Raw genomic sequence first — 26,714 nt, 5'->3', positions numbered from 1 at the left:
GTTCTGCCGTATCATGAAGGGACGGCGGGCGGAGGGGTATGTGGACGTGGCAGTCCTGGTACTCAGCCTGATGCTGGTGCTGGCGCTCTCGCTGCGGGTGCTGCCGGTGTTCATCGCCAAGCAGCAGCTCGACACCTTTGCCACGGAGCTGATGCGTGAGGCGGAGATTTCCGGGCGCATAGGCACGGAGACGGACAGGCGGGCCGCCGCCCTGCGGGAAAAGACGGGGATCGACCCGCAGATCGCGTGGTCTGACAGCGGGCAGATCCAGCTGAACCAGGAGGTCACGGTCACCCTGACGCTGCAGAAGGACATCGGGCTGTTTGGGAATTTCGGGTCATTCCCCGTCACCCTGCGCGCACAGGCCACCGGGAAATCCGAAGTGTACTGGAAGTGAGGTGGGCAGAATGGGCAAAAAGATAGTAAGGATATTAAAGGACAAGGGCGGATCGTCTTTCCCCCTTGCCATCGCCGCCACTCTGGGGCTGCTCATCATCTTCTGCGGCATCTCGGAATATTTCCGCCTGCACCTGATCGCCGCGGGCGTCCGGGACGCCACGGAGGATGGCATCATCTCCACCGTCAATGACAATTACTACGGTGTGTACCATGGGGTGCGGGAAGGCTATTCCGGGAATTACCTGCCGGACGGCGGCGGGGCATGGGAGGCGGCAGTTAATGAGGGGGATATCTATTCCTTCCTCGACCTTACCCTGGGAACGCAGGAGGACGGGGGCAGGCACGTCAAATATGCGGGGGATGGCGGGGGAGCGATGGAGTTTGCCATCGACAGCCTCTCCGTCACGGTCAGGAACGCGCCCCTTGCCCCGTCCGACCCGCAGAATGCGGCAAGGTTTGAGGCGGATGCCGTGATCCGGCTGGAGGTGCCCGTGCGCTTTGGCGGAAGGCTCCTCCCCTCCATGCACATCACGGTGAAGGTGCAGGCAGGATATATTGAAGTATTCTGAAATAACGATAGACTTTGCGTGGAATATGTAGTATGGTGTATCGTACAAACCGGACAAAAGAGGACTAAAATATAACAACCATGCCAAAGGAGGGATTTTATCATGAAGATGACAGAAAAGACAAAAAGGCGCCTGGCAGTCGGGGGAGGCATCGCCATCTGCGCAGGGCTGCTTGCGGCGATCAGCCTGCAGTTTGCGAAAACACCCGCAGGGGCGGATGTGCTTCCCGGAAAGGAAAGCGGTGTGGCGGAGGTCATCATCGATCCGTCCCATGCCGCGGGAGAAAGCGGCGCCGGAGGGGAAGACACAGAACTGACCATCCGGCCGGATACGGGCCAGGGGGCAGGGGAAACACAGACAGTCCAGCCCACAGACAGCCGGCCCGCCCAGACCGGGGAGCCGGAGCAGAGCATCCAGCCGGAGGTGGAAAAGCCGCAGCAGCCGGATGGGGAAACCCTGACAAACCCGGAGGAAAAGCCGGACGGGACCCCGGTGGAGACAACGCCGGAGCCGGTGGACCATGACACCTATGTGCCGCCTGCGGATGACGGGGGAACAGGTGGCGGCGGAGGGCTGCCCGGCTTTGACTATGTGCCCAACGGGGGAGAAAATATTGAAACCTTTGCAGGTGACATGTATGAGAACGGGAACAAGATCGGAAGTATGGATTAAGCCGGACAGGGTGAAAAAGGATCATGACAGGAAAGCACCGTACAGGTTAATGTGCGGTGTTTTTTTGTGGGAAGGAGGAATTGATTGAAAAGCATGAAACTGAGACAAGGCAGGAAAACAAGGAAAGGATTTATCCTCATGCTGGTGGTTTCCCTGCTCTGTTCCCTGCTGTCAGGCATCCCCGTTTATGCAGTGGGGGAGGGGAACATGGACGGCGGGGGAGGCGGCATGGGGCAGGGGACCAGCCAGAACAAGTGGACGCCGGGCTATGACGGGGTGAGGGTGAGCGTGGTAAGGGCAGACGACCATTCGGTGGTCACCACGCCCATAGACCTGACGAACAAAACCATCCCCGGAAACGTCTGCCATTTCGGGAAGGTGAGCAAGCTGCAGTACAGCGGCGGTGCAGGGCTTTCCCCAATGCAGGGAGGCTATGCGTATACGAAACCCTCCCAGGCGCTGCCCCGGATCGTCAGTTCCAGCGGGGGCGGCAATATCGCCGCCATCAAGAGCTATTTCACGGACGAGCAGGTGGTGCGCAGCATCGCAAACCTGACAGGGATGGACTTTGACGTGCTGACAAACGGGGAATACCGGCTGCTCGTTGAGCCGGTTGCCTATTATACGTTCCAGGGCGCATTTATCGCCACCACGGCCACGGAGGCGGCCCTTTACGATGAACTGTTAAGCGGGGGGCTGCGGCGGAAGATGGTGTCCCTGTCCCATAAGAACCTCCCCCTGGCCCTGTTCCTGGAAACGCCGGACTTAGGCTTCCCGGCATGGGGCGGGAGCCGGAACACGGCGGCCTCCAATGCGGACATCAGGTCCAGCCTTGGGCTTGGCATTGTGCGTTTCAGTGACATGCCGCCGCAGATCCCGACAGTGACGGACTGCGACTATGAATACCGCACGGACACGGAGGTCATCACGGCGGTATGGATAAGCGGCGGCCAGAGCGACCCGGACCATCCGGTCTCTGTCACGTTCCATATCGCAGGAAACAGCTATACGGTGGGCGGCGTCTATTACCCGGATGGGGAGAGCCAGCTGGCGTGGGTGCGCTGGAGGACGCCCAGGGAGCCGCAGGCCATGGCGATCACGGTGGACGTCCACGGAGGCGGCTCGGCAAGCAAGGGCACCATCCGGGCGAATATCGTAGATCTGGACGCGAACCCGCCCCCGGACCCCAATGCGGACGACAGGAATGACGGCTTTTCCAGTGTGCCTGTACCAGCAAAGGGGCAGGTGACGTCAGCCAGCTGGGGGATATGGCGTCCCTGGTGGAAAGCCCACTGGGTATGGCACAGCGACTATAATGAGGACGGGGAGGACGAGGGGTATTGGTGCGACCACGGCTGGTGGGAGTTTCGTTTTGACACATATTCCGCCAGCCTTTCCGCGTCCATGGCCGTCACGCCGGATGCGAAATCACCCACGGCCAGCGGGAGGACGCTGAAATCCGGGTACGGCATCCAGGAGAGGGTGGAAACCCATGTGGGCACAAGCCAGGCATCCGCGGTCACGGCGGCGCAGAATGCCGTCACCTATTTCCCGGAGTTCGGCTACCAGAGGTATTGGCGGCTTTTGGAGCGCATGGGCGGCGGCTATGACATGGCCCATGAATTTAAGGAAAACCCTTACAGCACCTACAGCCGCAGGACCCACTTCACGCCCATCTGGTACCCGGACGGGGGCTATACGGCCTACACATGGCTCATAGACTGCTGGACGCCCGCGGGGATGCTCTCCATGGATCTTACGGACTCCGTGACCATAAGCGGGAACCTCTGGAGCGACTGGCATATCGCCCCGCAGAACCCGGACTGACCGGCAGGGCGGAAAGAAAATATCATCAGGGAAAGGAAAGAGGCTGCAGGCCGGCACACCGCCGTCTGCGGCTTTTCCTTTCCGCAAAAAGAAGGGAGATAACTATGAAAATGAAGAAAATGGCTCTTTTACTGTGTATGGCGCTGCTGGTCATTGGCATGTACAGCGTCCCTGTGTATGCAAAAGGGGACGTGGCAGGGGCAATCGAGGGGACATGGACCACTGCCTCCGCACAGATCAAGACCGTGGTCAACAAGGTGGTGTTCCCCGCCATCGACCTGATCCTGGCCGTGTTTTTCTTTGCCAAGCTGGGGACAGCTTACTTTGATTACCGGAAACATGGGCAGTTTGAATGGGCAGCCCCTGCGATCCTGTTTGCCTGCCTGGTGTTCACGCTGACGGCACCAGCCTATATCTGGCGCGTCCTTGGAATATAGGAGGTATTGTCATGACTTTTTTTGAACAGGAGCTGCAGAAACTGTTTGGGAAGGGAACGGGGCTCTCCGATGTCCGCATTGTAGGGAACGCCTGTTATGGCAGGCTTTCGGAGGATGTCCGCGTGAAGATCCATTTTACAAACACTTTTTCCTCAGATAACTATGACGCCCTGAAGGTGGTCCTAATCAACCGCCGCGAGGGGCCGGTTGACAGCATGGTGCTGCATTTTTCCGACCTGTGGGGGAGCAGGAAGGTAAACAATCCAAATTTCCGCGATGGAGTCTGCCCGCATATCTGGAAAGATGGCAGGGACGTAAAGTGGTATGCATACAAACCGACAGAGGCGGATTACAGGCAGCTCTCCGGGGCGGTCAGGGATTACCTGGATGTGTTCCGGGAGCCGGCGCTGGGGCAGCAGATGGGGCAGAAGATGTGCTGAGATAAGGGCAGGGAGGAAAAACGGGGCAGAAAATATCTATATTCAGGGAAGGAAGTGAATAGCGGAAGTGTTCATATGGGATTTCATCGCCGACACCGTGCTGGGCCAGATCATCGACTGGATCTATGGGCAGATAGTAGGGTTCTTGGGCGATTTTTTTATGCAGATGGGAAACATGGGGGCCGACCTGTTTGAGATGGGCTGGGTGCAGTCCATCGTGCTGTTTTTTTCTTATCTGGCATGGGCGCTGTACGCCACCGGGCTGGTGGTGGCGGTGTTTGAGTGCGGGATCGAATGCCAGAGCGGGAGGGGGAGCTTTAAGGAAACGGGCCTTAACGCCATCAAAGGGTTCCTGGCGGTGGGGCTGTTTTCCACCGTTCCGGTGGAGCTTTACAAGCTGTGCGTCTCCCTGCAGGGCAGCTTCACGGCAGGGATCACCGGCTTCGGCTCGGACTTCGGGGCAGTGGCGGCCAGCACCATCGAGTCCTTAAAGGATGCGGGGACATGGCAGGATGCCGCCTCCGCGGGGGTGTTCGGGGGGCTTGGGAGCATCACCAGCTCGATCCTGATGATCTTTATCCTGATCATGATGGGCTATGCCGTCATCAAGGTGTTCTTTGCCAACCTGAAAAGGGGCGGCATCCTGCTGATCCAGATCGCGGTGGGGAGCCTTTACATGTTCAGCGTCCCCAGGGGGTATATTGACGGCTTTACAGGCTGGTGCAAGCAGGTCATCGGGCTGTGCCTGACCACGTTCCTGCAGGCGACCATCCTGGTGGCGGGGCTGATGGTGGTAAAGGACCACGCCCTGCTTGGGCTTGGGCTGATGCTGTCCTCCGGGGAGGTGCCCCGCATCGCAGGGCAGTTCGGGCTGGATACCGGGACCAGGGCCAACGTGATGGGCGCGGTCTATGCGGCGCAGGGCGCCGTGAACCTGACAAGGACCATCGTGCAGGCAGTGAAGTAGGAGGCGTCTATGGCAGAAGGAAAGATTGTATATATCGCATCCCCTTATGCGGGGGACGTGGAGGGCAATGTGGAGTTTGCAAAAGCAGCCTGCCGCCTGGCGATGGGGCAGGGAAACACACCGGTGGCGGCCCACCTTTTATACCCGCAGATGCTGGATGATTCCGTCCCGGAGCAGAGGGAGCTTGGGATCAGGATGGGGCTTAAGCTCCTTGGGGCATGCAGTGAACTGTGGCTGTGCGGCGGCCGCATCTCAAACGGGATGCAGGAGGAACTGAAAGAGGCATGGAAGCAGGGAATCCCGGTCCGGCGCATCCCCTGGGAGGCGGTGGCGCAGCTCATGGGGCAGGATGCAGGAGGGCAGATGCAGCCCATGGGATACATGGGGGTAAGCCCATGACGGCGATGGGCAGCCTGTTTGACGGCATAGGGGGTTTCCCGTTAGCCGCCGTGCATAACGGGATCACCCCGGCCTGGGCCAGCGAGATCGAGGCATTCCCCATGGAAGTGACAAAGTTAAGGTTCCCCCGGATGCTCCATGTGGGGGACATCACGAAGCTTTCCGGGGCGGCGCTTCCACCGGTGGAGGTCATCTGCGGGGGATCGCCCTGCCAGGACCTTTCCGTTGCGGGGAAGCGCCAGGGGCTTGCGGGGGAACGCTCCGGGCTGTTCATGGAGCAGGTGCGTATCGTAAAGGAGATGAGAGAAGCCGATGGGAGAAGGGGTATACCAGATGACCTTGTCCGACCTCGATACCTCGTTTGGGAAAATGTTCCCGGAGCCTTCAGCTCCGCGGGCGGCGAGGACTTCCGGGCGGTCATCGAAGAAATCGTCAGAATTAAGGACAGTTCCTGTCATGTGCCTCGACCTGACGCCGGGCGCTGGGGACCTGCTGGGGCGGCCATACTGGGAGATAAATTCAGCCTGGCTTGGAGAGTGCTGGACGCTCAATTCTGGGGAGTCGCCCAGAGACGCCGCCGCATCTTCCTTGTCGCAGATTTTGGAGGGCTCACCGCACCCGAAATACTATTTAAGCAGGACAGCCTGCCAGGGGATCCTGCGGCGGGCGGGGGAGAGGGGCAAGGAGCTGCCGCCGCAGTTAAAGGAGGCGCTGATGGTGCAGGCGGGGATCGTCTGACATATCTCCAGACAAAGGAAAAAGGCGGGGGAGCGATGCTGTGCATCAATGACCAGGGCGGCGAGAGGATGGACGTTACCGAAGATGTGGTTGCAACGCTGCGGGCGGGGATGGGCAGCCACCAGCCCCTGGTGGCACAGCCGGGGGACGGGGCTGTGCGTCCGCCTGCCATAAGCAGCTTCCATGTGAACCAGCGGGATGAGGTCATAGACCTGGGCGGGCTTTCGGGGGCGCTTATGGCGACAAGGAACATGCAGATGCAGACGTTTGTGACGGAGCTGCCCGCCTTTGGCGTGGTGAGCAAGGGGAACGGGGACTGTTTCCTGACGCCGGAATGCCATACCTCGCTTACAGGCGGTGGCGGCCAGGCAGGGCAGGGATATCCCTGCGTCCTGTGCCTGAATGACCAGGGCGGCAGCCAGATGCACCTGACAGAAGATAAGGCAGGCACCCTCCGGGCGCAGGAGCACGGGCACCAGCCCCTGGTGTTCGACAACCACGGGCAGGACTCCAGGTTCAGGGGGCCGGTAGGGATCTCCCAGACAGTCTCGGCAGGCTTTGGGATGGGAGGCAACAACCAGCCGCTGGTGCTGGCCTCCCAGCAGGGCCATGCAGGGATCGGGGAGGGGATATGCCCGACCATCACCAGCGCGGCAGGGACCAGCGGGAACAACCAGCCGGTACTGTTTGAGAACCGTGGCATGGAGGGGAACAATTTAAGACCCGGCAGGGATATTGGGGCTGCTGCTGCCCCGGCTGTGTTTTCGTTAGACTCCAAGGAATCCAACAGCATGAAGTCGGCCAACCCGTATTCCGGGTGCAGGGAAACGGACATTGCCAGGACCATAGACACTACAGTCCCAGACCCCAGCAAGAACCAGGGAGGCATAGCCATCATGCAGGAAACATTCTGCATAGCGGGGAACATCATTGACCGGCAGCCGCAGAACGGCGGGAACGGTTTCGGGTACCAGCAGGATATTTCCTATACGCTGACGGCCATGGACCACCATGCGGTGTTCTCACCCCGGGCCGGCAGTCCGGACGGGGCAGGGGAACCGATACCGGCAGAAGAAAAGAATGGGGACAGGGAGGAAAGCTACCAGGAAACAGTAGGGTCCCTGTGCAGCGATGATAAGAAGGGAATCGGGAACCAGTACGTCAGCCAGGACAAATGCATCGTGGAGAAAAGGAACCTGATCCGGCGCCTGACGCCCCTGGAGTGTGAGCGCCTGCAGGGCTTCCCGGACGGCTGGACGGACATCCCCGGCGCATCAGACAGCGCGCGGTACAAGGCGCTTGGCAACAGCGTGGCGATCCCCTGTGTGGACTTTGTGCTGCGGGGGATCGCGTATTTCCTGCGGAAACGTGGGGAAAGGGAGCGGGACCCTGGGGATGCATGACATTGGTGGTCCTGCATCTTTTTCCGGGAAATCCTTGTTGGGTATTGGTATAGCTTTCCCCATGCATTGCCTTTATACTTGGCTTACAGAAAACGGAGAAAGGAGAAACGGGGCATGGAAAACCGTAAAAACTTATGCGCGATGATCCCGGAGGCCCTGCATGCGCAGGCCCGGACAGAGCAGGAACAGATGAACCTGACACTCAGCCAGTATGTAGAGATGGTGCTGAAGGAACACTTTGAGAATGGAGGAAAGAACATGGCAAACGGGACAACAAGGACACTGGCATTCCAGGTACCGGAGGAACTTTTTGAGAGGGTCAAGGCACACCTTAAAGCGACGGGCTTAAACCAGAAGGAATTCGTGATCGGCCTGATCGAAAAGGCCCTGCAGGAAGCGGAGGCAGGACAGGGACAGGGGACGGCAGAGGCGCCGCAGGAGAACAGCTAAAAGGAAAATAAGGATGCAGGAGATGCCGCCAGCGCCACAGGGCGCGGCGGTTTTTCCGTGGCAGGGGCGATGCACGGGACGGATGCCCGCGGGGGACAGGCGGCGGGAGGAAGCGGTGTGCAGGAGCCGGATATGATTCATGAATTTATAAAGGAGGCGGTCAGTTGTATATTTACCCTGACAATTTAAAGGCCAGGGCCACGCTGTGGCTCTGGCAGCTCAAGGACATCGGGATCATCGGCGTGTGTGCGTTATTATCCATCCTTGCGCTGACACAGGCAGGCTTTTTTGTGCCCATCGTGTTCACGGCGGTCTATGCCTTTCTGACGATCCGCTTTGAGGACACCAGCATCCTGGACTTTATCAGGTATGCCTGCGCATTTTTTTTCGTGGGCCAGCAATTCTTTGAATGGAGGTATACGGGATGAGCAGAAAGGAAAAAAGGGAGGAAAGGCAGAGGGCGTCCACACGCCAGCTGATCGGGGCGGGGGAGATCACGGATTACAGCCTTGTGACATACGGGCATGGGGAGATCGTGTACTTCATCGTGAAGCCCTCCAACATCTCCGTGCTGTCGCCGTCCAGCGTGGGGGCGAGGGTCTATGCGCTGATGACGGTGTTAAAAGGCGTGGCTGAGATCGAGATGCTGTGCTTAAACAGCAGGGAGAGCTTCGAGGACAACAAGCGGTTTCTGCGCGCCCGCATGGAGAAGGAGGAAAACCCCGTGGTGAGGAAGCTCCTGGAAAAAGACCAGGCCCACCTTGACCGGATACAGGTGCAGATGGCGACAGCCCGCGAGTTCCTGATCATGGTCCGGCTGCGGGAGGAAAAGGAGTCGGAGGTGTTCCCCTACCTGTCCCGCATCGAGAAGTCCTTAAAGGAGCAGGGCTTTTCCGTAAAGAGGGCGGACCGGGAGGACATCAAGCGCATCCTTGCGGTGTATTATGAGCAGAACGTGACCACGGAGCGGTTCGAGGACTTTGACGGGGAGCGGTGGATCATGCCGGAGGATTAAGCGTGAATAATTTCCCCTGAAAGGGGAAAATCCGGATTACTATTGGCGGGAAATGTGCTATACTGTAAGAGGAAGTTTTGAAAGAGAAGGAGGGCTTTTTGTGGACTATCAGGAGCTGTTTCGGAAAAAAGAACTGTACAGCCAGTGCCGGGGGTCCATCCCGGATTATACGCTGTTTACGTTTGAGCAGGCATTTGAAATAGAATATACCCACAATTCCACGGCCATAGAGGGGAATACCCTGTCCCTGATCGAGACCAAGGTGCTTTTAGAGGACGGGATCTCCATCGGGGGCAAGGCGCTGCGGGAGATCTATGAGGCGGTCAACCACCGCAAGGCGTTCCGCTATGTGAAGGAATGCATCGGGCAGGGGATGCCGCTGGATGAAAAGATCATCAAGGACATCCACGCCCTGCTGATGGAGAACATCCAGGTGGGCGGGGTATACCGGGATGTGCAGGTGTATATTTCGGGCGCACGGCACATGCCGCCGCCCCCGTCCCTGATGTACCGGCAGGTAAAGGACTTTTACGCGGATCTGTCTTGGAAGGGGAAGGAACTGAACCCGGTGGAGCTGGCGGCATGGACCCATGCGGAGTTTGTGAAGATACACCCGTTCACGGACGGGAACGGGAGGACGTCAAGGCTCATCATGAATTACCAGCTTATGGCGGAGGGGTTCCCGGCCATATCCATCGCCAAGGAGGACAGGCTGGAATATTTCAGGACGCTGGATGCCTATGCGGTGGAGGGGAACCTGCAGCCGTTTGCGGACCTGGTGGCAGGGCTTGTGGACAGGCAGCTGGAACGCTACATTGAACTTTCCGGCCCGCAGCAGGAAAGGGGCCAGTCCCCCGCAATGCAGTAAGGCCAGAAACAGAAAAAAGAAATTTTGAGACGGCAGGGCGCCGGATGCAGGAATGTGTCCGGTGTTTTTTTATGCCCGTAAACCGGGGCGGGGAGGATGCGGAGGCAGGCCAGCCCCGCCTTATCTGATTGGAGGTGCCTATTTGAAAAGAGCAGAAAATGTCCCTATACGGACACAGGAGGATGTGCATATCCAGGAATTCCTGGACATGATCGCACCCTCCGTCATCAGGTTTGAAACAGACCACTTTATCTGCGGGAACACATACCGCTGTGTGTGGGCGCTGCGGGAATACCCCACGTCAACCGATGAGCAGGCGATCCTCTCCCACCTTGGGGAGAAGGACGGCGTGACCCTGCGCATCTATACCCGCCATGTGACGCCGGTGGAGGAACGCAAGATCATCAGCAACGCAGCCAACAAGAACCGCATGGACCGGGGCAATACAAGCGACCTGCAGACCACCGTGCTGGCGGAGAGCAACCTGCAGGACGTGGCGGCCATCGTGGCGCAGATGCACCGCAACAGGGAGCCGCTCCTGCACACGGCGGTCTACCTGGAGCTGTGCGCCCATGACTTAGACCAGCTGAAGCTCCTGCAGACGGAGGTGCTGACGGAGCTGATCCGCTCCAAGCTGAACGTGGACCGGCTGATGCTGCGCCAGAAGCAGGGCTTCCAGTGCGTGATGCCCACAGGCTTCAACCTGTTCCGGGACCAGTTCGAGCGGGTGCTGCCCGCCAGCAGCGTGGCGAACCTTTACCCTTTCAACTATTCCGGGAAGACCGATCCCCAGGGCTTTTATATCGGGCGGGACAAATTCGGCAGCAACGTGCTGGTGGACTTTAACCGCAGGGCGGATGACAAGACCAACGCCAACATCCTGATCCTGGGCAACAGCGGCCAGGGCAAGAGCTACCTGTTAAAGCTGCTCCTCACCAACCTGCGGGAATCAGGGATGCGCGTCTGCGCCCTGGACCCGGAGATGGAGTATGAGGACCTGACGGACAACCTGGGCGGGTGCTTTATCGACCTGATGGGCGGCAGGTACATCATCAACCCCCTGGAGCCGAAAACCTGGGATGACGCCGCAGGCCCGGAGGACATGGACGCGCCCCGGACCTTCCGCATCCGCTCCCGGCTGTCCCAGCATATCAGCTTCTTAAAAGACTTTTTCCGCAGCTACAAGGACTTCACGGACCGGGAGATCGATGTCATAGAGATCATGCTCCAGAAGCTGTACGCCGGGTGGGGGATCACGGACCAGAGCGATTTTGACAGCCTGGCGCCGGAGGACTACCCCGTCCTCTCCGACCTGTATGCATTCATGGAGGCGGAGTACAAGGCGTTTGACGGGGGTAAGAGGCAACTCTATACGGCGGAGATGCTGCGGGGCATCCTGCTGGGGCTGCACTCCATGTGCGTGGGCGCGGAGAGCAAGTTCTTTAGCGGCCATACCAACATCACGGACTCCAGTTTTATCACTTTCGGGGTAAAAGGTCTGCTGCAGGCCAGCCGGAGCTTAAAGGATGCCCTGCTGTTCAACGTGCTTTCCTTTATGAGCGATGAGCTGCTGACCGTGGGCAACACGGCGGCCAGCCTGGATGAGTTCTACCTGTTTTTATCCAACCTGACCGCCGTGGAATACGTCCGCAACTTCATGAAGCGTGTGCGCAAGAAGGACTCGGCGGTGATCATCGCCAGCCAGAACCTGGAGGACTTCAACCTGGACGGCGTCAGGGAGTATACCAAGCCGCTGTTCTCCATCCCCACGCACCAGTTCCTGTTCAACGCGGGCAGCATTGACGCCAGGTTTTACACGGACACCCTCCAGCTGGAGGAAAGCGAGTACAGCCTGATCCGCTACCCCCAGAGGGGCGTGTGCCTCTACAAGTGCGGCAACGAGCGGTACAACCTGATGGTCAACGCCCCGGAGCACAAGGCGCGGCTGTTCGGCAAGGCCGGAGGCCGGTAAAAGTGTGTAAAGATTTTCTAAGCTGTCAAGAGGGTGCCTAGCACACCTCTTTAGTACGCCAGCCAAGAAAATCTAAGTTACACACGGAAGAATCGCAAGTGCGGCGATTCTTCCCATGGATTGTTTATGCTCGGAAGGAGGGGACAGGGTTGGAGCTTAAGGAACAGCGGTTCGGCATTGAGATCGAGATGACCGGGATCACGCGGCAGGAGGCCGCCGAGGTGGCTGCCGCATATTTCGGTACGGAAAGCAGATATGTGGGGATGGGGTATAAGGCATATGCGGCGCTGGACGGGCAGGGGCGGCAGTGGAAATTCATGCGCGATTCCAGCATCACCCCGGAGCGGAAGATAGGGGGACAGAGGATAAGTGCAGATGATGAATACAGGACGGAGATGGTCAGCCCCATCTGCCGTTATGAGGATATCATACCCATCCAGGAGATTATTCGGGAGCTGAAGAAACATGGGGCGATTACTAATCCAAAATGCGGCATCCATGTGCATGTGGACGCATCCCCTTTTGACGCCCGGACGCTGCGCAACATCACGAACATCATGGCATCCAAGGAGGATCTGATCTACAAGGCGTTGAAGGTGTCCGTGGCCCGCGAGCATCAATACTGCCAGAAGGTGGAGGAACGGTTCCTGGAGGAACTGAACCAGAAAAAGCCCAGGACCCTGGATGGCGTGGAGCGGATCTGGTATGGCGGCGAAAGCCGCAGGTATGAACACTATGACGACAGCCGGTACCACTGCCTGAACCTCCACTCCGTATTCCAGAAAGGGACGGTGGAATTCAGGCTGTTCAATGGGACGCTCCACGCAGGCAAGATCAAGGCGTATATCCAGTTCAGCCTTGCCATTACTGCGCAGGCGCTGAACCAGGCATGCGCCAGCAGGAGGAAGACCCAGACCACCAATGAAAAATACACGTTCCGCACCTGGCTGCTGCGGCTTGGGCTGATCGGGGATGAATTCGCCACCGCAAGGCAGCACCTGCTTGCGGAGCTTCCGGGCTGCATCGCATGGCGGGACCCGGCCCAGGCGGAGGCACAGAAGGAAAGGCTGAGACAGAAAAGGGAAAAAGAGCGGGCGGAGCAGGAGATCCCGGCAGAAGAAGCGCAGGCTTATGTGATGGGCATGTAGGGTGTTTTTGTGTGCGCCTGCGGATAAATGCGCAGGCAGTGAGAAAGGAGCAAAGCAGGAGATGGGAAGGAAAAAGGAAACGCTGTACCTGGCATACGGCAGCAACATGAACCAGGCACAGATGGCATACCGGTGCCCCACAGCCGAGGTGGTGGGGACCAGCGAACTGAAGGGATACGAGCTGCTGTTCAGGGGAGCGAACAGGGGGGCGGTCGCCACCGTGGAGCCGAAAGAGGGCGGTACGGTGCCTGTGCTTCTGTGGAAGATCCGCAAGTCCGATGAGGAAGCGCTGGACCGCTACGAAGGATATCCCAATTTTTACGGGAAACAGATGCTGCAGGTGGAGCTGGATGGGAAAGAAGTATCCGCCATGGGGTATATCATGACGCCCGGCCATGAATTCGGCATCCCCTCTGACAGATATGCGGATGTCATATGGGAGGGATACGAGCAGTGCGGGCTGGATACAAAGCCACTGGAGGATGCCATTAATAAAGCCTATGCCATGGCATTCCAGCAGGAACAGGGAATGGCTGAACCGGGATATCAGGGATTATATGGAACCGGCGGCATGAAACCGATGGAGTAGAAAGGAGGGAAGCCTATGGCGGCAACGGCAGCTGTGCTGGCGGCCAAGGCCGTTCTGGCTGCGGCAACAGACAAGAGGGGAAGGACGGCGATAGCCACCGTGGTGGCGGCAGTCCTGACACCCTTTATCCTGATCGTTGTGATGATCCTGTGCGCGCTGTCCGGCACGGCAGGGCATAACAACGCCGCCGTGAACCTGGCGTGGGGCGGCGGCTACCTGTCGGCGGGACTCCCGGCAGATTACCGGATGTACATCGAGAAGATGCAGGAGAGCTTCCAGAAACTGGACGCGGTCCTGGCCGAGATCAATGGAATGGCGGAGGACGGCGCGGTGGACGGATACCGGGTCAAGGCAGTTTTTTATTCTCTGTTTTTCGGCGCGGAGCAGCCCAGGATGAACGATGACGACTACAGGGGCTTTGCGGACTGCTTCGTGGCATACGAGGAACGGGAGGATGAGGAAGGGGAAACCTACACGGCGGCAGTCCCCATCACGGATATGGGGACCGTGTACGGGAACCTGTCCTCCCTGCTTGGGAGGGGGATCACGGACGAGGACAGGGCCAACGCCCAGCGCATCTATGTGCTTGCAAAATACGGGCAGGCAGGGCCGGGAAGCGGGCTGCCTCCCGGCGAGGCCATGGGGGACGGCAGCTTTGCGGCCCTGATCGCGGAAGGGGAAAAATACCTGGGCTGCCCCTATGTGTGGGGAGGGTCGACGCCTGAGACGTCCTTTGACTGTTCCGGGTTTGTCTGCTGGGTCTACACCCATTCCGGGGCTTACCCCCTGGCCCGCACCACGGCCACGGGGATCTATAACCAGTGCGCCATCGTGCCGAGGGAGGAAGCGCAGCCAGGCGACCTGGTGTTCTTCAGCGGGACCTATGCCTGCAGCGGCCCGGTGAGCCATGTGGGGATCTATGTGGGCGGGGGAAGGATGCTGCACTGCGGCTCGCCCATCGGCTATACAAGCATTGAAACGGCGTACTGGAGGGAGCATTTTTTTGCTTTCGGGCGCCTGCTGGATTAGGAGGGATGCCATGAATCCGATAAATGTAATCATGGAACACAAGCCATACTTTAAACTCTGTCAGGCAAAGGCGGAAAAGATAATCCGTCTTCCGGAAAGGGAATTTGAACAATTCCTGAAAAGCCCGATGGAATACCAGGACTTTATAAAAGAGGATGTGGATCTGATGCGCCAGGATGAAAGCGGCGTGTACCACTGCCTGCTGGTCACTGGCGATAACCACAGGGATGGTGTCCTGGTGGAGGCGGATGGGTATGATTATGCCCGGTATGCCTCCTATGTTCCGGATGCGGCGGCTCTTGCATATGACTCCTTGTCGGAGATGGGGTACAGGCTGGCGTTTTTGGTGGATCTGTTCGTTACGGAAGGAACGGCAGCCGCATCAGGGGGATATTGGGAGGTCAGTTTTGAAAAAATCAGGGAGCAGTCCGGCCTGGAGCTTGGAGCAAACCCGTTCCTGCAGGAGCTTATGGCGGACATGATCACAGAAAGGCCGGAAGTGGCGGAGGTGTGCATCTGGAGGGATTGTTTCAGTGTGAACTACCGTCCGGAATTCTGCCATGACCATCAGGAGGAAGAAATACCGGAAAGCCGGGAAATGGGATATGAGGCGTTTGCGGAGGCGCTTTCTGCCATCCGCCCGGACAGCAGGGAGGCGGCTGCGGTCTGGTATGAGTGGGCGAAGGAGCTGGAGGAATTCGATAAGGCCGGGGAGCCTGAGAGGACCGGCAAGAAGGCTGAGGCATTCCTAAATGAGTTTGCAGGCCGCTTCCGTGCCATCCAGGAGAGGCATGGGGATGAGGTTGCCGGACAGATGATCTCCCTGGCAGAGATCCCTTTCTGCCTCTTTCCCTGGGAGATGAAGCTGGCGGCGGAACACCTGGCGGCCGGAGGGGGCGTCCATGATATCCCCCAAATGTCCAAGGAGGGCGTACTGGAAGATTTTTCGGATGCAGGACAGGGGAAAGCGCCCGTCCAATCCATGTGAAAGAGTGGGGCTGTTTTTCTCTGATGCCTAGCGGCCCCCGGATCAGGAGGGAACAGGATATGAAAACAGTGTTTGAACACAAGCCGGATTTTACTTTCCGGGAATTTGCCGTGGAGAAAACCGTCACGATCCCGGCAAGGAAGCTGGAGGAAATGCTGCGCCACCCAATGTGTAACCATGAGGCCATTGTGGAAAATGCGGGAGTGATGGGAGTGGACGGGGACGGCGTGTACCACTGCCTGTTGGTCACCGGGGAAGGCAGGGCAGACGGGCTGCTGGTGGAGAGCGAAGGCAGCGGCAGCGCCCGGTACGCCTCTTATGTGCCGGAGGCCACGGCCCTGCGGTACCCCACGCTCTCCAGGCTGAACCGGGAGCTGGCGGAGGTTGTGGACGCCATCATTGCCGAGGGCACCAGCCGGACCACCGAGGGGAACTGGACGGTTACTTTTTCGGAACTGGAGGACATGACGGGGCTGTGCGTGGAGGGGAAACCGTTCCTGCAGGAGACCCTGGGGGATATGCTCTGCAGCCGCCCGGAGGTGGCTGACCTGGCCATTGAGGACGGGCAGTTTGACGTGGCATATTACCTTGATTTCTGCCCGAACTGCCAGAGGGAGACAGCCCAGGAGGGACTGCCGGATGAGATCAGCATGGAGGAAATGCAGCACTATGGGTATGGCTGGGAGGGGATGCTCCCGCTGGGCAGGGAGAGGGCGCTTGCGCTGGCTGATGCGGGGCTGGAGGTCTTCCTCCTGATGCCGGACGGCACGGAACGCACAGCGGAAGGCAGGGATGAGATCGCAGCCCATGACGGCCTGTTCGGTGTGGAGCGGCAGGCATGGCAGGGCTATCAGGAGGAAATGGAAAGCGGCAGCCAGGCAAATGTCCCTGCGGGGACACAGGGGATGCTCCCGTCCATGTGAGGGGGCGGAACCGGGAACCAGAAAGGAGAAGCGCATGAAACAGACAACATTCACGGTGAAGTATGACGAGGAAAAATTAAACGCCATCAGGCAGTACATGGGGAAAAAGAACGTGGACTTCGAGGGGGAGCTGACGGAGGCGATGGGGAAGATGTATGAAAAATATGTCCCCCAGGCTGTCCGGGAGTACATCGAGAGCAGGGAGGATGCGCCGCTCGCTGCCCGCAGGCCGGCCAGACCGCAGGCAGGCGGCGGGGGCGTCTGACCTCCTGTAATCCGGAACAGACGGCACTCAAAATGCGGGCAGGGTGACAGAAAAGCCCCTGTCACCCCCTGTGGCCGTCCGTGTGGCGATTTGTGCCCTTGTTTGGGAAAAGTGGATAAACAGACCGCCCGGCGTCCTTTCTGCCCTGTTTGGGGCGATTTGGCGGAAACAGCCCCCAAACCCTGCTGACAAGGGGTGCAGGGCAGCCAAAATGGGAGAAAAACCGGGGCTGGATGGCAGGGTTGAAATGTGTGCAGGTTAAAGGGCGGGTGGCTTTTGCAAGCCCCCTCGCCCGGTTCACACCGCCCGGCAAAGCCGTGCGGGAAAGGAGGATGCCACCCACAGGTGCAGGTTTTCCGGAAATCAGGTGGCTGGACAGGAAAATCAGCAGGAAAAGGGGAAAATTCCGGGGTGGCTTGGGGAAAGCAGGCGGGAAAAAGGAGGGTGCTATGGGCGCAAATGAGGATAAGACCAAATTTTCCATACGGGTGGATACCAGGCTTCTGGAACTGGCCGACTCCTGCATCAGGGACGGCACAGCCAGGAACCGCACGGAACTGATCGGGGATGCGCTGCGGTTCTACCTGGGCTACCTCATGGCGGGGAAGGCGGAGGATTACCTGCTCCAGTCCTTATCCTCCGCCGTGGCCGGAACGGTGCAGGACAGCGAGAACCGCCTGGCCCGTATGGACTTTAAGATCGCGGTGGAGCTTTCCAAGCTGTCCCAGGTCATCGCATACACCCATGACGTGGATGAGGAATCACTGAATCGCCTCCATGCAAAGTGTGTGGAGGAAGTGAAGCGCATCAACGGCGCAGTAGAGTTCGAGGATGCGTACAGGTACCAGAGGCGGGAAAACTGACGGCGGAAAAATAACAGCCGGATCTGAATGCAAAGGAGTGGTGGCATCATGCCAAAAATAATTTTTACCTCCCGCTACCTGCGGGATGCGCCTCCGGCACAGCTGGAGAATTATGTCCGTTACGTCAGCACCCGCGAGGGCGTGGAGAAAGTGGAGGGGAGCAGGCAAAACCTCCCCTCCACGGCACAGCAGAAAGACCTGATCCGCCAGATCGTCCGTGACTTCCCGTCCGCAAAAGGGATGCTGGAGTACGCGGACTTTTTGCTGCACCCAACCATGGGGAACGCATCGGAATTCATCTCCTGCGCCATGGAGCAGAACCTGGATCTCATTGGCAAGCGGGAGAACTATGTGGACTACATCGCAAACCGTCCCAGGGTGGAACGTCTGGGGGACCACGGCCTGTTTACGGACGCAGGAAAAGCGGTGGTGTTGAAACAGGTGCAGGAGGAAGTGACGGGGCATAAGGGTCCGGTCTGGACCCACGTCATCTCCCTGCGGCGGGAGGATGCCGCAAGGCTCGGCTATGACAGCGCCGCACAGTGGATGGCGCTACTGCGCTCCAAGCGGGCAATGCTCTGCAGATATATGAAGATCGACAGCGCCAGCCTGCGCTGGTATGCCGCATTCCACAACGAGGGGCACCATCCCCATGTCCACCTGATGGTCTATTCCGCAAAGGACAATGACGGATACCTGACGGAAAAATCCATTGAGACCATGCGCTCGGAACTGGCGCACGATATCTTCCGGCAGGACTTCGCGCACATCTATGAAAAGCAGAACCAGGCCCGCGCGGATCTGAAAAAAGGCGCCGCGGATGTGGTGCAGGGGATGATGGATGCGCTGCGCCAAAGCACGGTGGCGAGTGCGGAGATTGAAAAAATGATGGTGCAACTGGCAGGGCGCCTGCGGAACACGGGCGGGAAAAAAGTGTACGGCTACCTGAAACGGGATGTGAAGAACCTGGTAGACCGGATCGTGGACGAGCTGGCAAAAGATGAAAGGATAGATGCGCTGTACCGGGCGTGGGGGAAATGGCAGGATGAGATCCTGTCCACTTACCAGAACAACCTGCCGCCCCTGCCGCCGCTGTCCGGCCAGCCCCAATTCAAGAGCCTGAAAAACATGGTGATCGCAGAGGCGCTGAAGCTGGGCAGTGGAAATTTTATTTTTGAGGATGAGGCAGCACCTGATCAGGAGGAACCGGAGGACGGGGAAAGGCTGTTCCTGGACGGGGCGGAGCTGCCGGATGGGGAAGGCGTCACTGATCAGTTCCCGGAGGATGCTCCTGACTGGTTTCCGGGGAACGTCCCTGACTGGCTCATGGAGGATGTGGACGGAGCCAGGACACCTGAAGATGGGGCTGCGGAAAGGGGATCACCGAAGGGTGACAGGGGCATCCCGGCCTTTTATGCGGAATGGAACAAAGACTATAAGCTGGCCCGCCGGTACCTCTATGGGGAAAAAGATACGGGGCAGGATTTCACAAAAGCACTTTCCCTGTTCCGGCAGGAAGCGGAGAACGGGAACGCCCTGGCGATGCACGACCTGGGCAGGATGTGTGCGGACGGCCTTGGGCAGGATGCCGACCAGGATGCGGCGCAGGAATGGTATGCCAAAGCGCTGGAGGCTTTCCATGGGGCAGAAAAGAAAGCAAAGGAACGGAAACGTCCCTACCTGCAGTACCGCATCGGGAAAATGTATGCCGCCGGCCTTGGCACCGGGCAGGACTATGGGGCAGCGGCCCGGTGGCTGGCACAGGCGGCGGGGGCAGGGTATAAGTATGCGCAGTATTCCCTTGCGGGGCTTTACCGCCGTGGGCAGGGTGTGGCGCAGGATAACGTGCAGGCGTTCCTCCTGTATGGACGCTCCGCAGGAAAAGGCAACCCCTATGCGGATTACGAACTGGCAAAAATGTACCGGGACGGCATAGGAACGCAGAAAGACGGCACACAGGCGGGGGCGCATTTCCAGAATGCGTTTGGCGGCTTCCTGAAGCTGGAGGCGAAAGGCGGCGATGATAAGCTGCAGTACCGCCTGGGGCAGATGCTGCACACCGGTACGGGAACCGAAAGGGATGACGGGGCGGCTGCAGCCTATTGGGAGCGTGCGGCGAAGCTGGGTAACGTCCATGCGCAGTATGCCCTTGGAAAGCTGTGGCTGGAAACCGGGGGCGGCAATCCTGCGCAGGCTGTCAGATGGATCACAAAGGCGGCGGAGGCGGGAAATGCCGCCGCCCAATATACCCTGGGGAAACTCTTCCTGTCCGGGGAGATTGTGGAGAAGGACGCTGCAAGGGCGGTGGAGCTGTTCACCTTATCGGCGGGACAGGGAAATGATCATGCGGCGTACTGTCTGGGGCGGCTTTACCTTTCCGGGGAAGAAATCCCAGGGGATACGGCGGAGGCCGTCTGCTGGCTGACGCTTTCCGCAGAAAAGGGAAACCAATATGCGCAGTACGCATTGGGAAAACTGTACCTTTCTGGGGAGGACATCCCCAGGGATGTGGAAAAGGGCATTTACTGGCTGGAGCGGTCCGCAAATCAGGGAAACCAATATGCGCAGTACGCATTGGGAAAGCTGTACCTTTCCGGGGAGGATATTTCCAGGGACGTGGAAAAAGCCATTTACTGGCTGGAGCAGTCGGCAGGGCAGGGGAACCAATACGCACAGTATGCCTTGGGGAAACTGTACCTCTGCGGAAAAGACGTTCCCTGCGACAGGGACAAAGCCACAGCCTACCTGCAGGCAGCTGCGGAACAGGGAAACATCTATGCGGCGTTCCTGCTGGAGCACATGGACTCATTCCGGGACCCCGACCTGTTCCTTGCGACAACCCGCCTGATGCACCGTCTGGAAAAGCTGTTCCGTGAGGATGTACACAGAGCCGCAGGGGGCAGCCCGTTCCACATCGACCGAAAACGCCGCCGCAGACTCTCGGAGAAGAAGCAGGCCCAGGGTCACAAGAGGGACGACAGGGAGCCTGTGCAGCAACAGATCTGATCCGGCCCAGGGAGATTATTTATTCCCGTGGGCAATGAGCAGATCAATTATGGTGGTGACTCCATCCCGGATGTCTGTGTCTGTGGAACTTCGGCAAATACAGCAGGCACTCGGTTTGGAAAAGTGTGGCATTTAAGCAGAATGGAGGTGTAAGGATGGCAGGATTTGTTTATTTTACGGACGAGCAGAAACAGCGGGCAAACGAGGTAGACCTGGAGGACTTCCTCTCCCGCCAGGGGGAGAAGCTGCTGCGCTCCGGCAGGGAGAAAAGGCTTCAAAGCGACCACAGCATCACGGTGCGGGGCAACCGCTGGTATGACCATGCGGCAGGGACCGGGGGCTGTGCCATCGACTTTGTGCAGATGCATTACAACAGCACATTCCCGGAGGCGGTCACCCTGCTCCTTGGCGGGGAGCAGGGGCAGGCATACCGCACCAGCGAGCCGGAAGGGGAAAAAGAGCCAAAGCCCTTTGCGTTGCCGGAGGCGAACCAGGACATGCGGCGGGCATATGCCTACCTGACAAAGAGCCGCTGCCTGGACCGGGAGGTGGTTTCCGCTTTCGCCGGGAAAAAGATGATCTATGAGGACGCAAAATACCACAACGTGGTGTTTGTGGGGTATGACGCGGACGGGACAGCCCGCCATGCCCATAAGAGGGGGAGCCATACGAAAGGAGAGGCGTTCAAGGGCAACGTGGACGGCAGCGATCCCAGGTACAGCTTCCGGCACCTGGGGAAAGGGAACACCGTCTATGTGTTTGAGGCCCCCATCGACATGCTGTCCTTTATCACGCTGCACAAAAAAGGCTGGCAGGAGAACAGCTATGTGGCATTAAGCGGCATATCGGCACACGCCATGCTCCAGGCGTTAAAGGACAGCCCCCAGGCCGGCACGGTGGTTCTCTGCCTGGACCATGACCCCGCAGGCATAGAGAACAGCTACCGGCTGGCGGACGCCGTAAAGGAACAGCGGCCGGATGTCCGCGTGAGGATGCTGCAGCCCGTCAACAAGGACTGGAATGAGGACCTGAAGGCACAGAATGGGATGGAGCCAATCCCGGCAAAGGAGCATCCGGGGATAGCGGAGTGCAGGGCGTGGTGCGGGACGCTCAAGGAAGTGGCGGAAAGCATCGATCCCAGGCATGCCACCGCGGAATCCCTGAAACGGTACCACTACGGGATCTATCAGACACTGCAGAAGGGGACCAGCCCGGAACAGCTGGAGGATGCCTTTGACGGGGACGGCCTGCTCCTGGCGGGGATCGCAGTCAGGATCATGGAAAAGTACGGAAAGGAGCTTGGGCGGGAGGCTGCGCCGGGGCAGATCATCGACAACCTGTGCGGCAGGTACAGGCCCCATAAGGACAGGGGAAACCTGAAATCCCGGCTTACAGACATGCAGGATGCCTTTGAAAGCGTGATGGCGTGTTTTGCAGGAACAGAGCCGGGAACGGATGAGGAAAAGGAAACGCTGGTCAAAAAATGTGTGGGCCTTACGATGGAATGCATCAGGGCCCACATTTTTGTGGCTGAAAAGCTGCAGGCCCAGAAACAGGAGGGAGGGATAAAACAGATATGCAGCCAGTCGTAATGCTGATACTGATGGGCGTGGGGATGTTTGCCGTCATCGGCGGCATCTCCCTGCTGTCCCATTATTACACCTTAAACGGGATCAAATCCCGGACCGTGGGGGACGGCCAGCACGGCACGGCCCGGTTTGCCACGGAAAAGGAGATCCGGGAAACCTATGCCCATGTCCCCTACGAGCCGGAGAGATGGCGCAGGGGCGAGAACCTGCCCGCAGCACAGGGGCTGGTGGTCGGGTACAAAAAACACGGGGCAGGCATCACCGCATTGGTGGACGAGGGGGACATCCACTGCCTGATGATCGGTGCCGCAGGCGTTGGCAAGACCGCCAACTTTCTATACCCCAACATCGAATACGCCTGTGCGTCCGGGATGAGCTTCGTGACCACGGACACCAAGGGCGACCTGTTCCGCAACTATGCGGGGATCGCAAAGGATTACTACGGCTACCGGGTATCCATCCTTGACCTGCGCAACCCCACCCGCTCGGACGGCGGCAACATCCTGACCATGGTGAACAAATACATGGATGAATACCTTGCGGACACAGGGAACTTGGCGGCCAAGGCCAGGGCGGAGAAGTATGCCAAGATCACGGCCAAGACCATCATCTGCTCGGACGGCGCGCAGGCCAGCAGCTACGGGCAGAACGCATTCTTTTATGACGCGGCGGAGGGGCTTTTGGCATCCGTGATCCTGCTGATCGCGGAATACTGCCCGCCCCAGAAGCGCCACATCGTCTCCGTGTTCAAGCTGCTCCAGGACCTGATGGCGCCGTCCCCCGTAAAGAACCGGAACCTATTCCAGCTTCTGATGGATAAGCTGCCCGCCGAACACAAGGCCAGGTGGTTTGCAGGGGCGGCACTGAACAGTGCGGAACAGGCGATGGCCTCCGTACTCTCCACCGCCATGAGCCGCCTGAACGCTTTCTTGGACAGCGAGATGGAGCAGATCCTGTGTTTTGACAGCACCCTGGATACGGAAACCTTCTGCACCAATAAGGCGGCGATCTTCATCGTGCTGCCGGAGGAAGACAACACAAAGTATTTCATGGTGTCCTTATTCCTCCAGCAGCTCTACCGGGAAATGCTTTCCATTGCGGACGAGCATGGGGGAAAGCTGCCGAACCGGGTCATGGTGTTTGCGGATGAGATCGGGACCATACCAAAGATCGAGTCCATGGAGATGATGTTCTCCGCAGGCCGTTCCAGGCGGATCAGTATGGTGCCCATCATCCAGAGCTTTGCACAGCTGCAGAAGAACTACGGGAAGGAAGGCTCCAGCATCATCACCGACAACTGCCAGGACATCCTCTTCGGCGGTTTTGCGCCCAACTCGGAGAGCGCGGACATCCTCTCCAAAGCCCTGGGGAACAGGACGGTGCTGTCCGGCTCCATCTCCAGGGGGAAGAACGACCCCAGCCAGAGCCTGCAGATGATGAGCCGGCCGCTGATGTCCCCGGACGAGTTAAAGACGCTCCCCAAAGGGCATTTCATCCTTGCCAAGACCGGGTGCTGCCCCATGCAGACAAGGCTCCCGCTGTTCTTAAAATGGGGGATCGTATTCGGGGAGGCTTATGAGGTGCCGGAGAGGGCGGCAAGGGAGGTATTCTATGCTGACCGCTTTGAACTGGAACAGGAGATCCTGCGCCGCCGTGAGGATGAGGAAATGGAGGATGGGGAACCTGGGGAGCCGCCCCTGCCGCCAGGCGCGGTCCGGACGGGCGGCCAGGGCCATACGCCTGCACTCCAGGAGAAAGAGCACTCGCGCCTGCCCAGGCGCATGCCCCTGCGGACAGATTAGGGGGCGCCTATGGGATATTTTACGGAGATCTATGCAAAAGAGCTGCCGCACCGGGCAAAGGCGGTGTATATGTACCTGAAAGACCGCAGCAACAAAGAGGGACAGTGTTACCCTGCCATCAGCACGGTTGCGAAGGAGCTGCAGCTTTCGCGCAGGACGGTGGAAAGGGCCATTGACGACCTGGTGCGGGCAGGGCTTGTCACAAAAGAACAGCGCTGGCGGGAGAACGGCGGACGGAGCAGCCTGCTCTTTACCCTGAAAGGCGGCTGAAATCAAAAAAGAAATGCCGCCAGGGGGGAAGTGCGCCCTCCTGGCGGCATAAGGGATATGCCATGATGACACAAGCGGTGAAGGTATCACCCTAAGAAAGTTTTTACCGGCAGAGAAAGAATATGCAGTTACAGGACAGTCTGGGAGATTGGAAAACCAGGGCAGGGGATGGACTCAGCAGGGGCTGAAGAAGTCGCCGTAATCGCACCCCAGTATTTCCCGGAGGGCAACCAGCTGTGCGGTGGTAGGGTTGCAGGCCCCCTGCTCGATCTTGCTGAGGGAGCTGGTGCTGATGGGGATGCCTTCCAGCTGCAGCTTTGCCACCAGGTCTGAATTGCGCAGGCGTTTCTGTTCCCGCAGGCGGCGGATGTTCTGGCCGATGATGGGGGAACTGCCCTGTTTAATCCGTTCTGCCTTGTTCATGGGGCCTCATCAAAGGCTGATCCCGGACAGGCCAAGGAAATATTCCCGTTTGTCAAGGATCTCTTTTTGCTGATTTTCCGGCAGACAGCGGAACATGTCCTGGTAGTCCAGATCGGCCAGGGGTGTGCCTTTCGTGAGTGCAAGGAGCCGCAGGGAATACCATTCGCCCCAGAGGTCGTCAAACAGGTCCCTGCCGGAGGTGAAGATGCCGGCCTCCTCAAAACCGAAAGGGTAACTGTAATCCTGCAGTTTTACAAAGCCGTACTGCCCGGCGTCCAGCACCATGAGGTCCAGGCTGTACATTTCCGCAAAGGCATCGGCAATCCTGCTGCAGACTGCCCGCTCTTCCTCCGTGATGCGCACCCTGTCTTTTTCAGCCTGCATGTGTTCCACGGTTTCCAAGTGTGCGACCGCATCCTGCAAAAAATCCAGTTTCAGGTCTATCTCCGCCTGTGAATTGGCCGTGGCGGCATACTGGAGCAGCTCCTGCGGCCCCCAGCCGTTGATATCCCTGCACCGTCTGGCAAGACCGGAAAGGGTTTTGCACTGTTCAGGATCGAGGGTGTAGGAAAGGTTATAAGAGTCCATCTGTCAGCGCCTCCTTTCTGGGCTGTGCCGGATCTAAGAGCAGCTCCCGGCAGTCGGAAAAGCCCAGCAGGTATGACAGCATCCCGTAGCGGCTCCCAATGGCGTTGTATCCGCTCACATAGCGGTCGACCAGCTTCATGGCATCCGCCGAAAGATGCATCGCCTCCAGCTTATCCGAGTATTCATCAACCGACCGGAGCAGTGCCTGGTAATCCTCATCCCGCTGTGTGATCCCGTTCATGACGCCATTCATGCGCATACCCATCAGCTGGTAAAGTGTAGATTGTTTGTCCATAAAAAACGCCTCCTTTTCTCGTGGTTGGTGTATGTTAACTCTGAAACGGGGGAAAAGCAACTACTAAGTGAAAAAAGAATTAGTATGCTGGTTAAGCAATTTTAGGCGGCATTTTACGATGTGTGTAAAATGTATTGGTGAAACCATTAAAAAAGACACAAAGGTACCAGTTCACTAATTCAAAACAAATTTGAAAAATACAACATTTTTTGCAAGTATTGGTTTTAAAGTCAGTAATTATAGATATTTGAAGCCCTAATCAGCAAACATGAATTATTGCGGACATCATATAAATATGCTATACTATAAAGAAAGCTGGATATTTGTTAAAATGGGGGAGGTGGATATCCATCCGAGCCAAAGTATGAAATATCACTCTATCGGAATTGAGAATATAGTTCTAACCATGAGGATTGACAGATTTCCTCTGCTCACGGGTATGCTGGTTGGACAAGGATAAAGAGGACTGTATGACCTAATTAACCTGTCAAGAGATGAGTTTTCTGCTGACAGGTTTGGGGAGTTGTATTATCTTGCAAAGCAGATAATATTAACTATATAAATATAATCGTGATGATGTAGACAGACTGTGACAAAGATAATGGAGACAACAACTAAATACAACTTGACATTATCGGACACAAGTAGTGTGCTGACATGACGATATTTAACCTTACTACCGCCTTTTAAGAGGCGGCAGTAAAGCTGGGGTATAAAGACTTGAGCTTTATTCTGGCATCACCTGTCCTAAAATGCCAGTCAACCTTTGCTGCTGTTGTA

The 26,714-nt window shown here is 58.1% G+C and carries 29 protein-coding genes; 26 read left to right on the top strand and 3 right to left on the bottom strand.

The genetic code is table 11. The features are described 5' to 3' along the window. Positions 1-13: 13 nt before the first annotated feature. The 26 genes from NSB25_RS23440 to NSB25_RS23315 all read left to right on the top strand — a co-directional run bounded on the left by NSB25_RS23440 (position 14) and on the right by NSB25_RS23315 (position 24,628). The gene (locus NSB25_RS23440) at positions 14-397 is read left to right on the top strand and encodes a DUF4320 family protein (protein WP_103241867.1); all 384 of its coding nucleotides are present in this window, start codon (positions 14-16) and stop codon (positions 395-397) included. Positions 398-407: 10 nt separating this feature from the next. Beyond that, positions 408-968 (top strand): hypothetical protein, encoded by a 561-nt coding sequence (locus tag NSB25_RS23435; protein ID WP_172455255.1) that lies wholly within the window; start codon positions 408-410, stop codon positions 966-968. Between the two features lie 102 nt (positions 969-1,070). Next, positions 1,071-1,640, top strand: coding sequence for a DUF6550 family protein (locus NSB25_RS23430; RefSeq protein WP_103241837.1), 570 nt, complete (start codon positions 1,071-1,073; stop codon positions 1,638-1,640). 93 nt (positions 1,641-1,733) lie between these two features. Next, positions 1,734-3,467: a DUF8193 domain-containing protein gene (locus NSB25_RS23425; RefSeq protein ID WP_103241836.1), complete on the top strand. Its 1,734-nt coding sequence runs from the start codon at positions 1,734-1,736 to the stop codon at positions 3,465-3,467. A gap of 104 nt (positions 3,468-3,571) precedes the next feature. Next, positions 3,572-3,904: a DUF3852 domain-containing protein gene (locus NSB25_RS23420; protein WP_103241835.1), complete on the top strand. Its 333-nt coding sequence runs from the start codon at positions 3,572-3,574 to the stop codon at positions 3,902-3,904. Positions 3,905-3,915: 11 nt separating this feature from the next. Continuing rightward, positions 3,916-4,344, top strand: a complete 429-nt coding sequence (locus tag NSB25_RS23415; RefSeq protein WP_103241834.1) for a hypothetical protein — start codon at positions 3,916-3,918, stop codon at positions 4,342-4,344. A gap of 67 nt (positions 4,345-4,411) precedes the next feature. Next, positions 4,412-5,311, top strand: a complete 900-nt coding sequence (locus tag NSB25_RS23410; protein ID WP_103241833.1) for a conjugal transfer protein TrbL family protein — start codon at positions 4,412-4,414, stop codon at positions 5,309-5,311. Between the two features lie 9 nt (positions 5,312-5,320). Beyond that, entirely contained in the window at positions 5,321-5,710 is a 390-nt protein-coding gene (locus NSB25_RS23405) for a DUF7768 domain-containing protein (RefSeq protein WP_103241832.1), read from the top strand. Between the two features lie 5 nt (positions 5,711-5,715). Continuing rightward, positions 5,716-7,851: a DNA cytosine methyltransferase gene (locus NSB25_RS23400; protein ID WP_103241866.1), complete on the top strand. Its 2,136-nt coding sequence runs from the start codon at positions 5,716-5,718 to the stop codon at positions 7,849-7,851. 114 nt (positions 7,852-7,965) lie between these two features. Beyond that, positions 7,966-8,301 (top strand): 4-oxalocrotonate tautomerase, encoded by a 336-nt coding sequence (locus NSB25_RS23395; protein WP_103241831.1) that lies wholly within the window; start codon positions 7,966-7,968, stop codon positions 8,299-8,301. A 57-nt stretch (positions 8,302-8,358) separates the two neighbouring features. Continuing rightward, entirely contained in the window at positions 8,359-8,490 is a 132-nt protein-coding gene (locus NSB25_RS23390; RefSeq protein ID WP_257479319.1) for a hypothetical protein, read from the top strand. Continuing rightward, on the top strand, positions 8,466-8,729 hold the full coding sequence (locus NSB25_RS23385; protein ID WP_103241830.1) for a hypothetical protein: 264 nt from the start codon (positions 8,466-8,468) through the stop codon (positions 8,727-8,729). Before NSB25_RS23390 ends, NSB25_RS23385 begins: the two co-directional genes overlap by 25 nt. Continuing rightward, positions 8,726-9,316 (top strand): hypothetical protein, encoded by a 591-nt coding sequence (locus NSB25_RS23380; RefSeq protein WP_103241829.1) that lies wholly within the window; start codon positions 8,726-8,728, stop codon positions 9,314-9,316. The genes NSB25_RS23385 and NSB25_RS23380 overlap by 4 nt, the downstream gene beginning before the upstream one ends. Before the next feature lie 100 nt (positions 9,317-9,416). Continuing rightward, positions 9,417-10,184, top strand: coding sequence for a Fic family protein (locus NSB25_RS23375; protein WP_103241865.1), 768 nt, complete (start codon positions 9,417-9,419; stop codon positions 10,182-10,184). 52 nt (positions 10,185-10,236) lie between these two features. After that, complete coding sequence (locus tag NSB25_RS23370) at positions 10,237-12,156, top strand: VirB4 family type IV secretion system protein (RefSeq protein ID WP_330406197.1); 1,920 nt, start codon at positions 10,237-10,239, stop codon at positions 12,154-12,156. A 149-nt stretch (positions 12,157-12,305) separates the two neighbouring features. Beyond that, on the top strand, positions 12,306-13,304 hold the full coding sequence (locus NSB25_RS23365; protein WP_103241828.1) for an amidoligase family protein: 999 nt from the start codon (positions 12,306-12,308) through the stop codon (positions 13,302-13,304). Positions 13,305-13,365: 61 nt separating this feature from the next. Beyond that, positions 13,366-13,893 (top strand): gamma-glutamylcyclotransferase family protein, encoded by a 528-nt coding sequence (locus NSB25_RS23360; protein WP_103241863.1) that lies wholly within the window; start codon positions 13,366-13,368, stop codon positions 13,891-13,893. Between the two features lie 15 nt (positions 13,894-13,908). Next, complete coding sequence (locus tag NSB25_RS23355) at positions 13,909-14,922, top strand: C40 family peptidase (protein ID WP_103241827.1); 1,014 nt, start codon at positions 13,909-13,911, stop codon at positions 14,920-14,922. Between the two features lie 10 nt (positions 14,923-14,932). Further along, entirely contained in the window at positions 14,933-15,910 is a 978-nt protein-coding gene (locus NSB25_RS23350; protein ID WP_103241826.1) for a DUF6329 domain-containing protein, read from the top strand. Between the two features lie 59 nt (positions 15,911-15,969). Beyond that, on the top strand, positions 15,970-16,833 hold the full coding sequence (locus tag NSB25_RS23345) for a DUF6329 domain-containing protein (protein ID WP_146040167.1): 864 nt from the start codon (positions 15,970-15,972) through the stop codon (positions 16,831-16,833). A 34-nt stretch (positions 16,834-16,867) separates the two neighbouring features. Further along, entirely contained in the window at positions 16,868-17,098 is a 231-nt protein-coding gene (locus NSB25_RS23340; RefSeq protein ID WP_103241824.1) for a DUF6103 family protein, read from the top strand. A gap of 233 nt (positions 17,099-17,331) precedes the next feature. Then, positions 17,332-17,961, top strand: a complete 630-nt coding sequence (locus NSB25_RS23335; protein ID WP_330406196.1) for a ribbon-helix-helix domain-containing protein — start codon at positions 17,332-17,334, stop codon at positions 17,959-17,961. Positions 17,962-18,009: 48 nt separating this feature from the next. Further along, a complete protein-coding gene (mobP3, locus tag NSB25_RS23330) occupies positions 18,010-20,967 on the top strand; it encodes a MobP3 family relaxase (protein WP_103241823.1) in 2,958 nt (985 codons plus the stop codon). A 155-nt stretch (positions 20,968-21,122) separates the two neighbouring features. Next, entirely contained in the window at positions 21,123-22,559 is a 1,437-nt protein-coding gene (locus tag NSB25_RS30050; protein WP_103241822.1) for a DUF3991 and toprim domain-containing protein, read from the top strand. Beyond that, the gene (locus tag NSB25_RS23320) at positions 22,544-24,358 is read left to right on the top strand and encodes a VirD4-like conjugal transfer protein, CD1115 family (RefSeq protein WP_172455254.1); all 1,815 of its coding nucleotides are present in this window, start codon (positions 22,544-22,546) and stop codon (positions 24,356-24,358) included. Before NSB25_RS30050 ends, NSB25_RS23320 begins: the two co-directional genes overlap by 16 nt. Positions 24,359-24,367: 9 nt before the next feature. Further along, positions 24,368-24,628 carry a helix-turn-helix domain-containing protein gene (locus NSB25_RS23315; RefSeq protein WP_103241821.1) on the top strand — a complete coding sequence of 87 codons (261 nt, stop codon included), beginning with the start codon at positions 24,368-24,370 and terminating at the stop codon, positions 24,626-24,628. A 174-nt stretch (positions 24,629-24,802) separates the two neighbouring features. On the opposite strand, the gene NSB25_RS23310 is transcribed toward NSB25_RS23315, so the two are convergent. Genes NSB25_RS23310 through NSB25_RS23300 form a run of 3 tightly spaced genes read right to left on the bottom strand, consistent with a single transcriptional unit; the run spans position 24,803 to position 25,934 of the window. After that, a complete protein-coding gene (locus NSB25_RS23310) occupies positions 24,803-25,051 on the bottom strand; it encodes a helix-turn-helix domain-containing protein (protein ID WP_103241820.1) in 249 nt (82 codons plus the stop codon). A 9-nt stretch (positions 25,052-25,060) separates the two neighbouring features. Continuing rightward, positions 25,061-25,639, bottom strand: a complete 579-nt coding sequence (locus tag NSB25_RS23305; RefSeq protein WP_242982583.1) for a hypothetical protein — start codon at positions 25,637-25,639, stop codon at positions 25,061-25,063. Next, positions 25,626-25,934 (bottom strand): hypothetical protein, encoded by a 309-nt coding sequence (locus NSB25_RS23300; RefSeq protein WP_103241819.1) that lies wholly within the window; start codon positions 25,932-25,934, stop codon positions 25,626-25,628. The genes NSB25_RS23305 and NSB25_RS23300 overlap by 14 nt, the downstream gene beginning before the upstream one ends. Positions 25,935-26,714 lie beyond the last annotated feature (780 nt).

It is taken from the genome of Acetatifactor muris (assembly GCF_024623325.1).
Taxonomy (GTDB): domain Bacteria; phylum Bacillota; class Clostridia; order Lachnospirales; family Lachnospiraceae; genus Acetatifactor; species Acetatifactor muris.
This window is presented reverse-complemented; position numbering and strand designations above follow the sequence as displayed.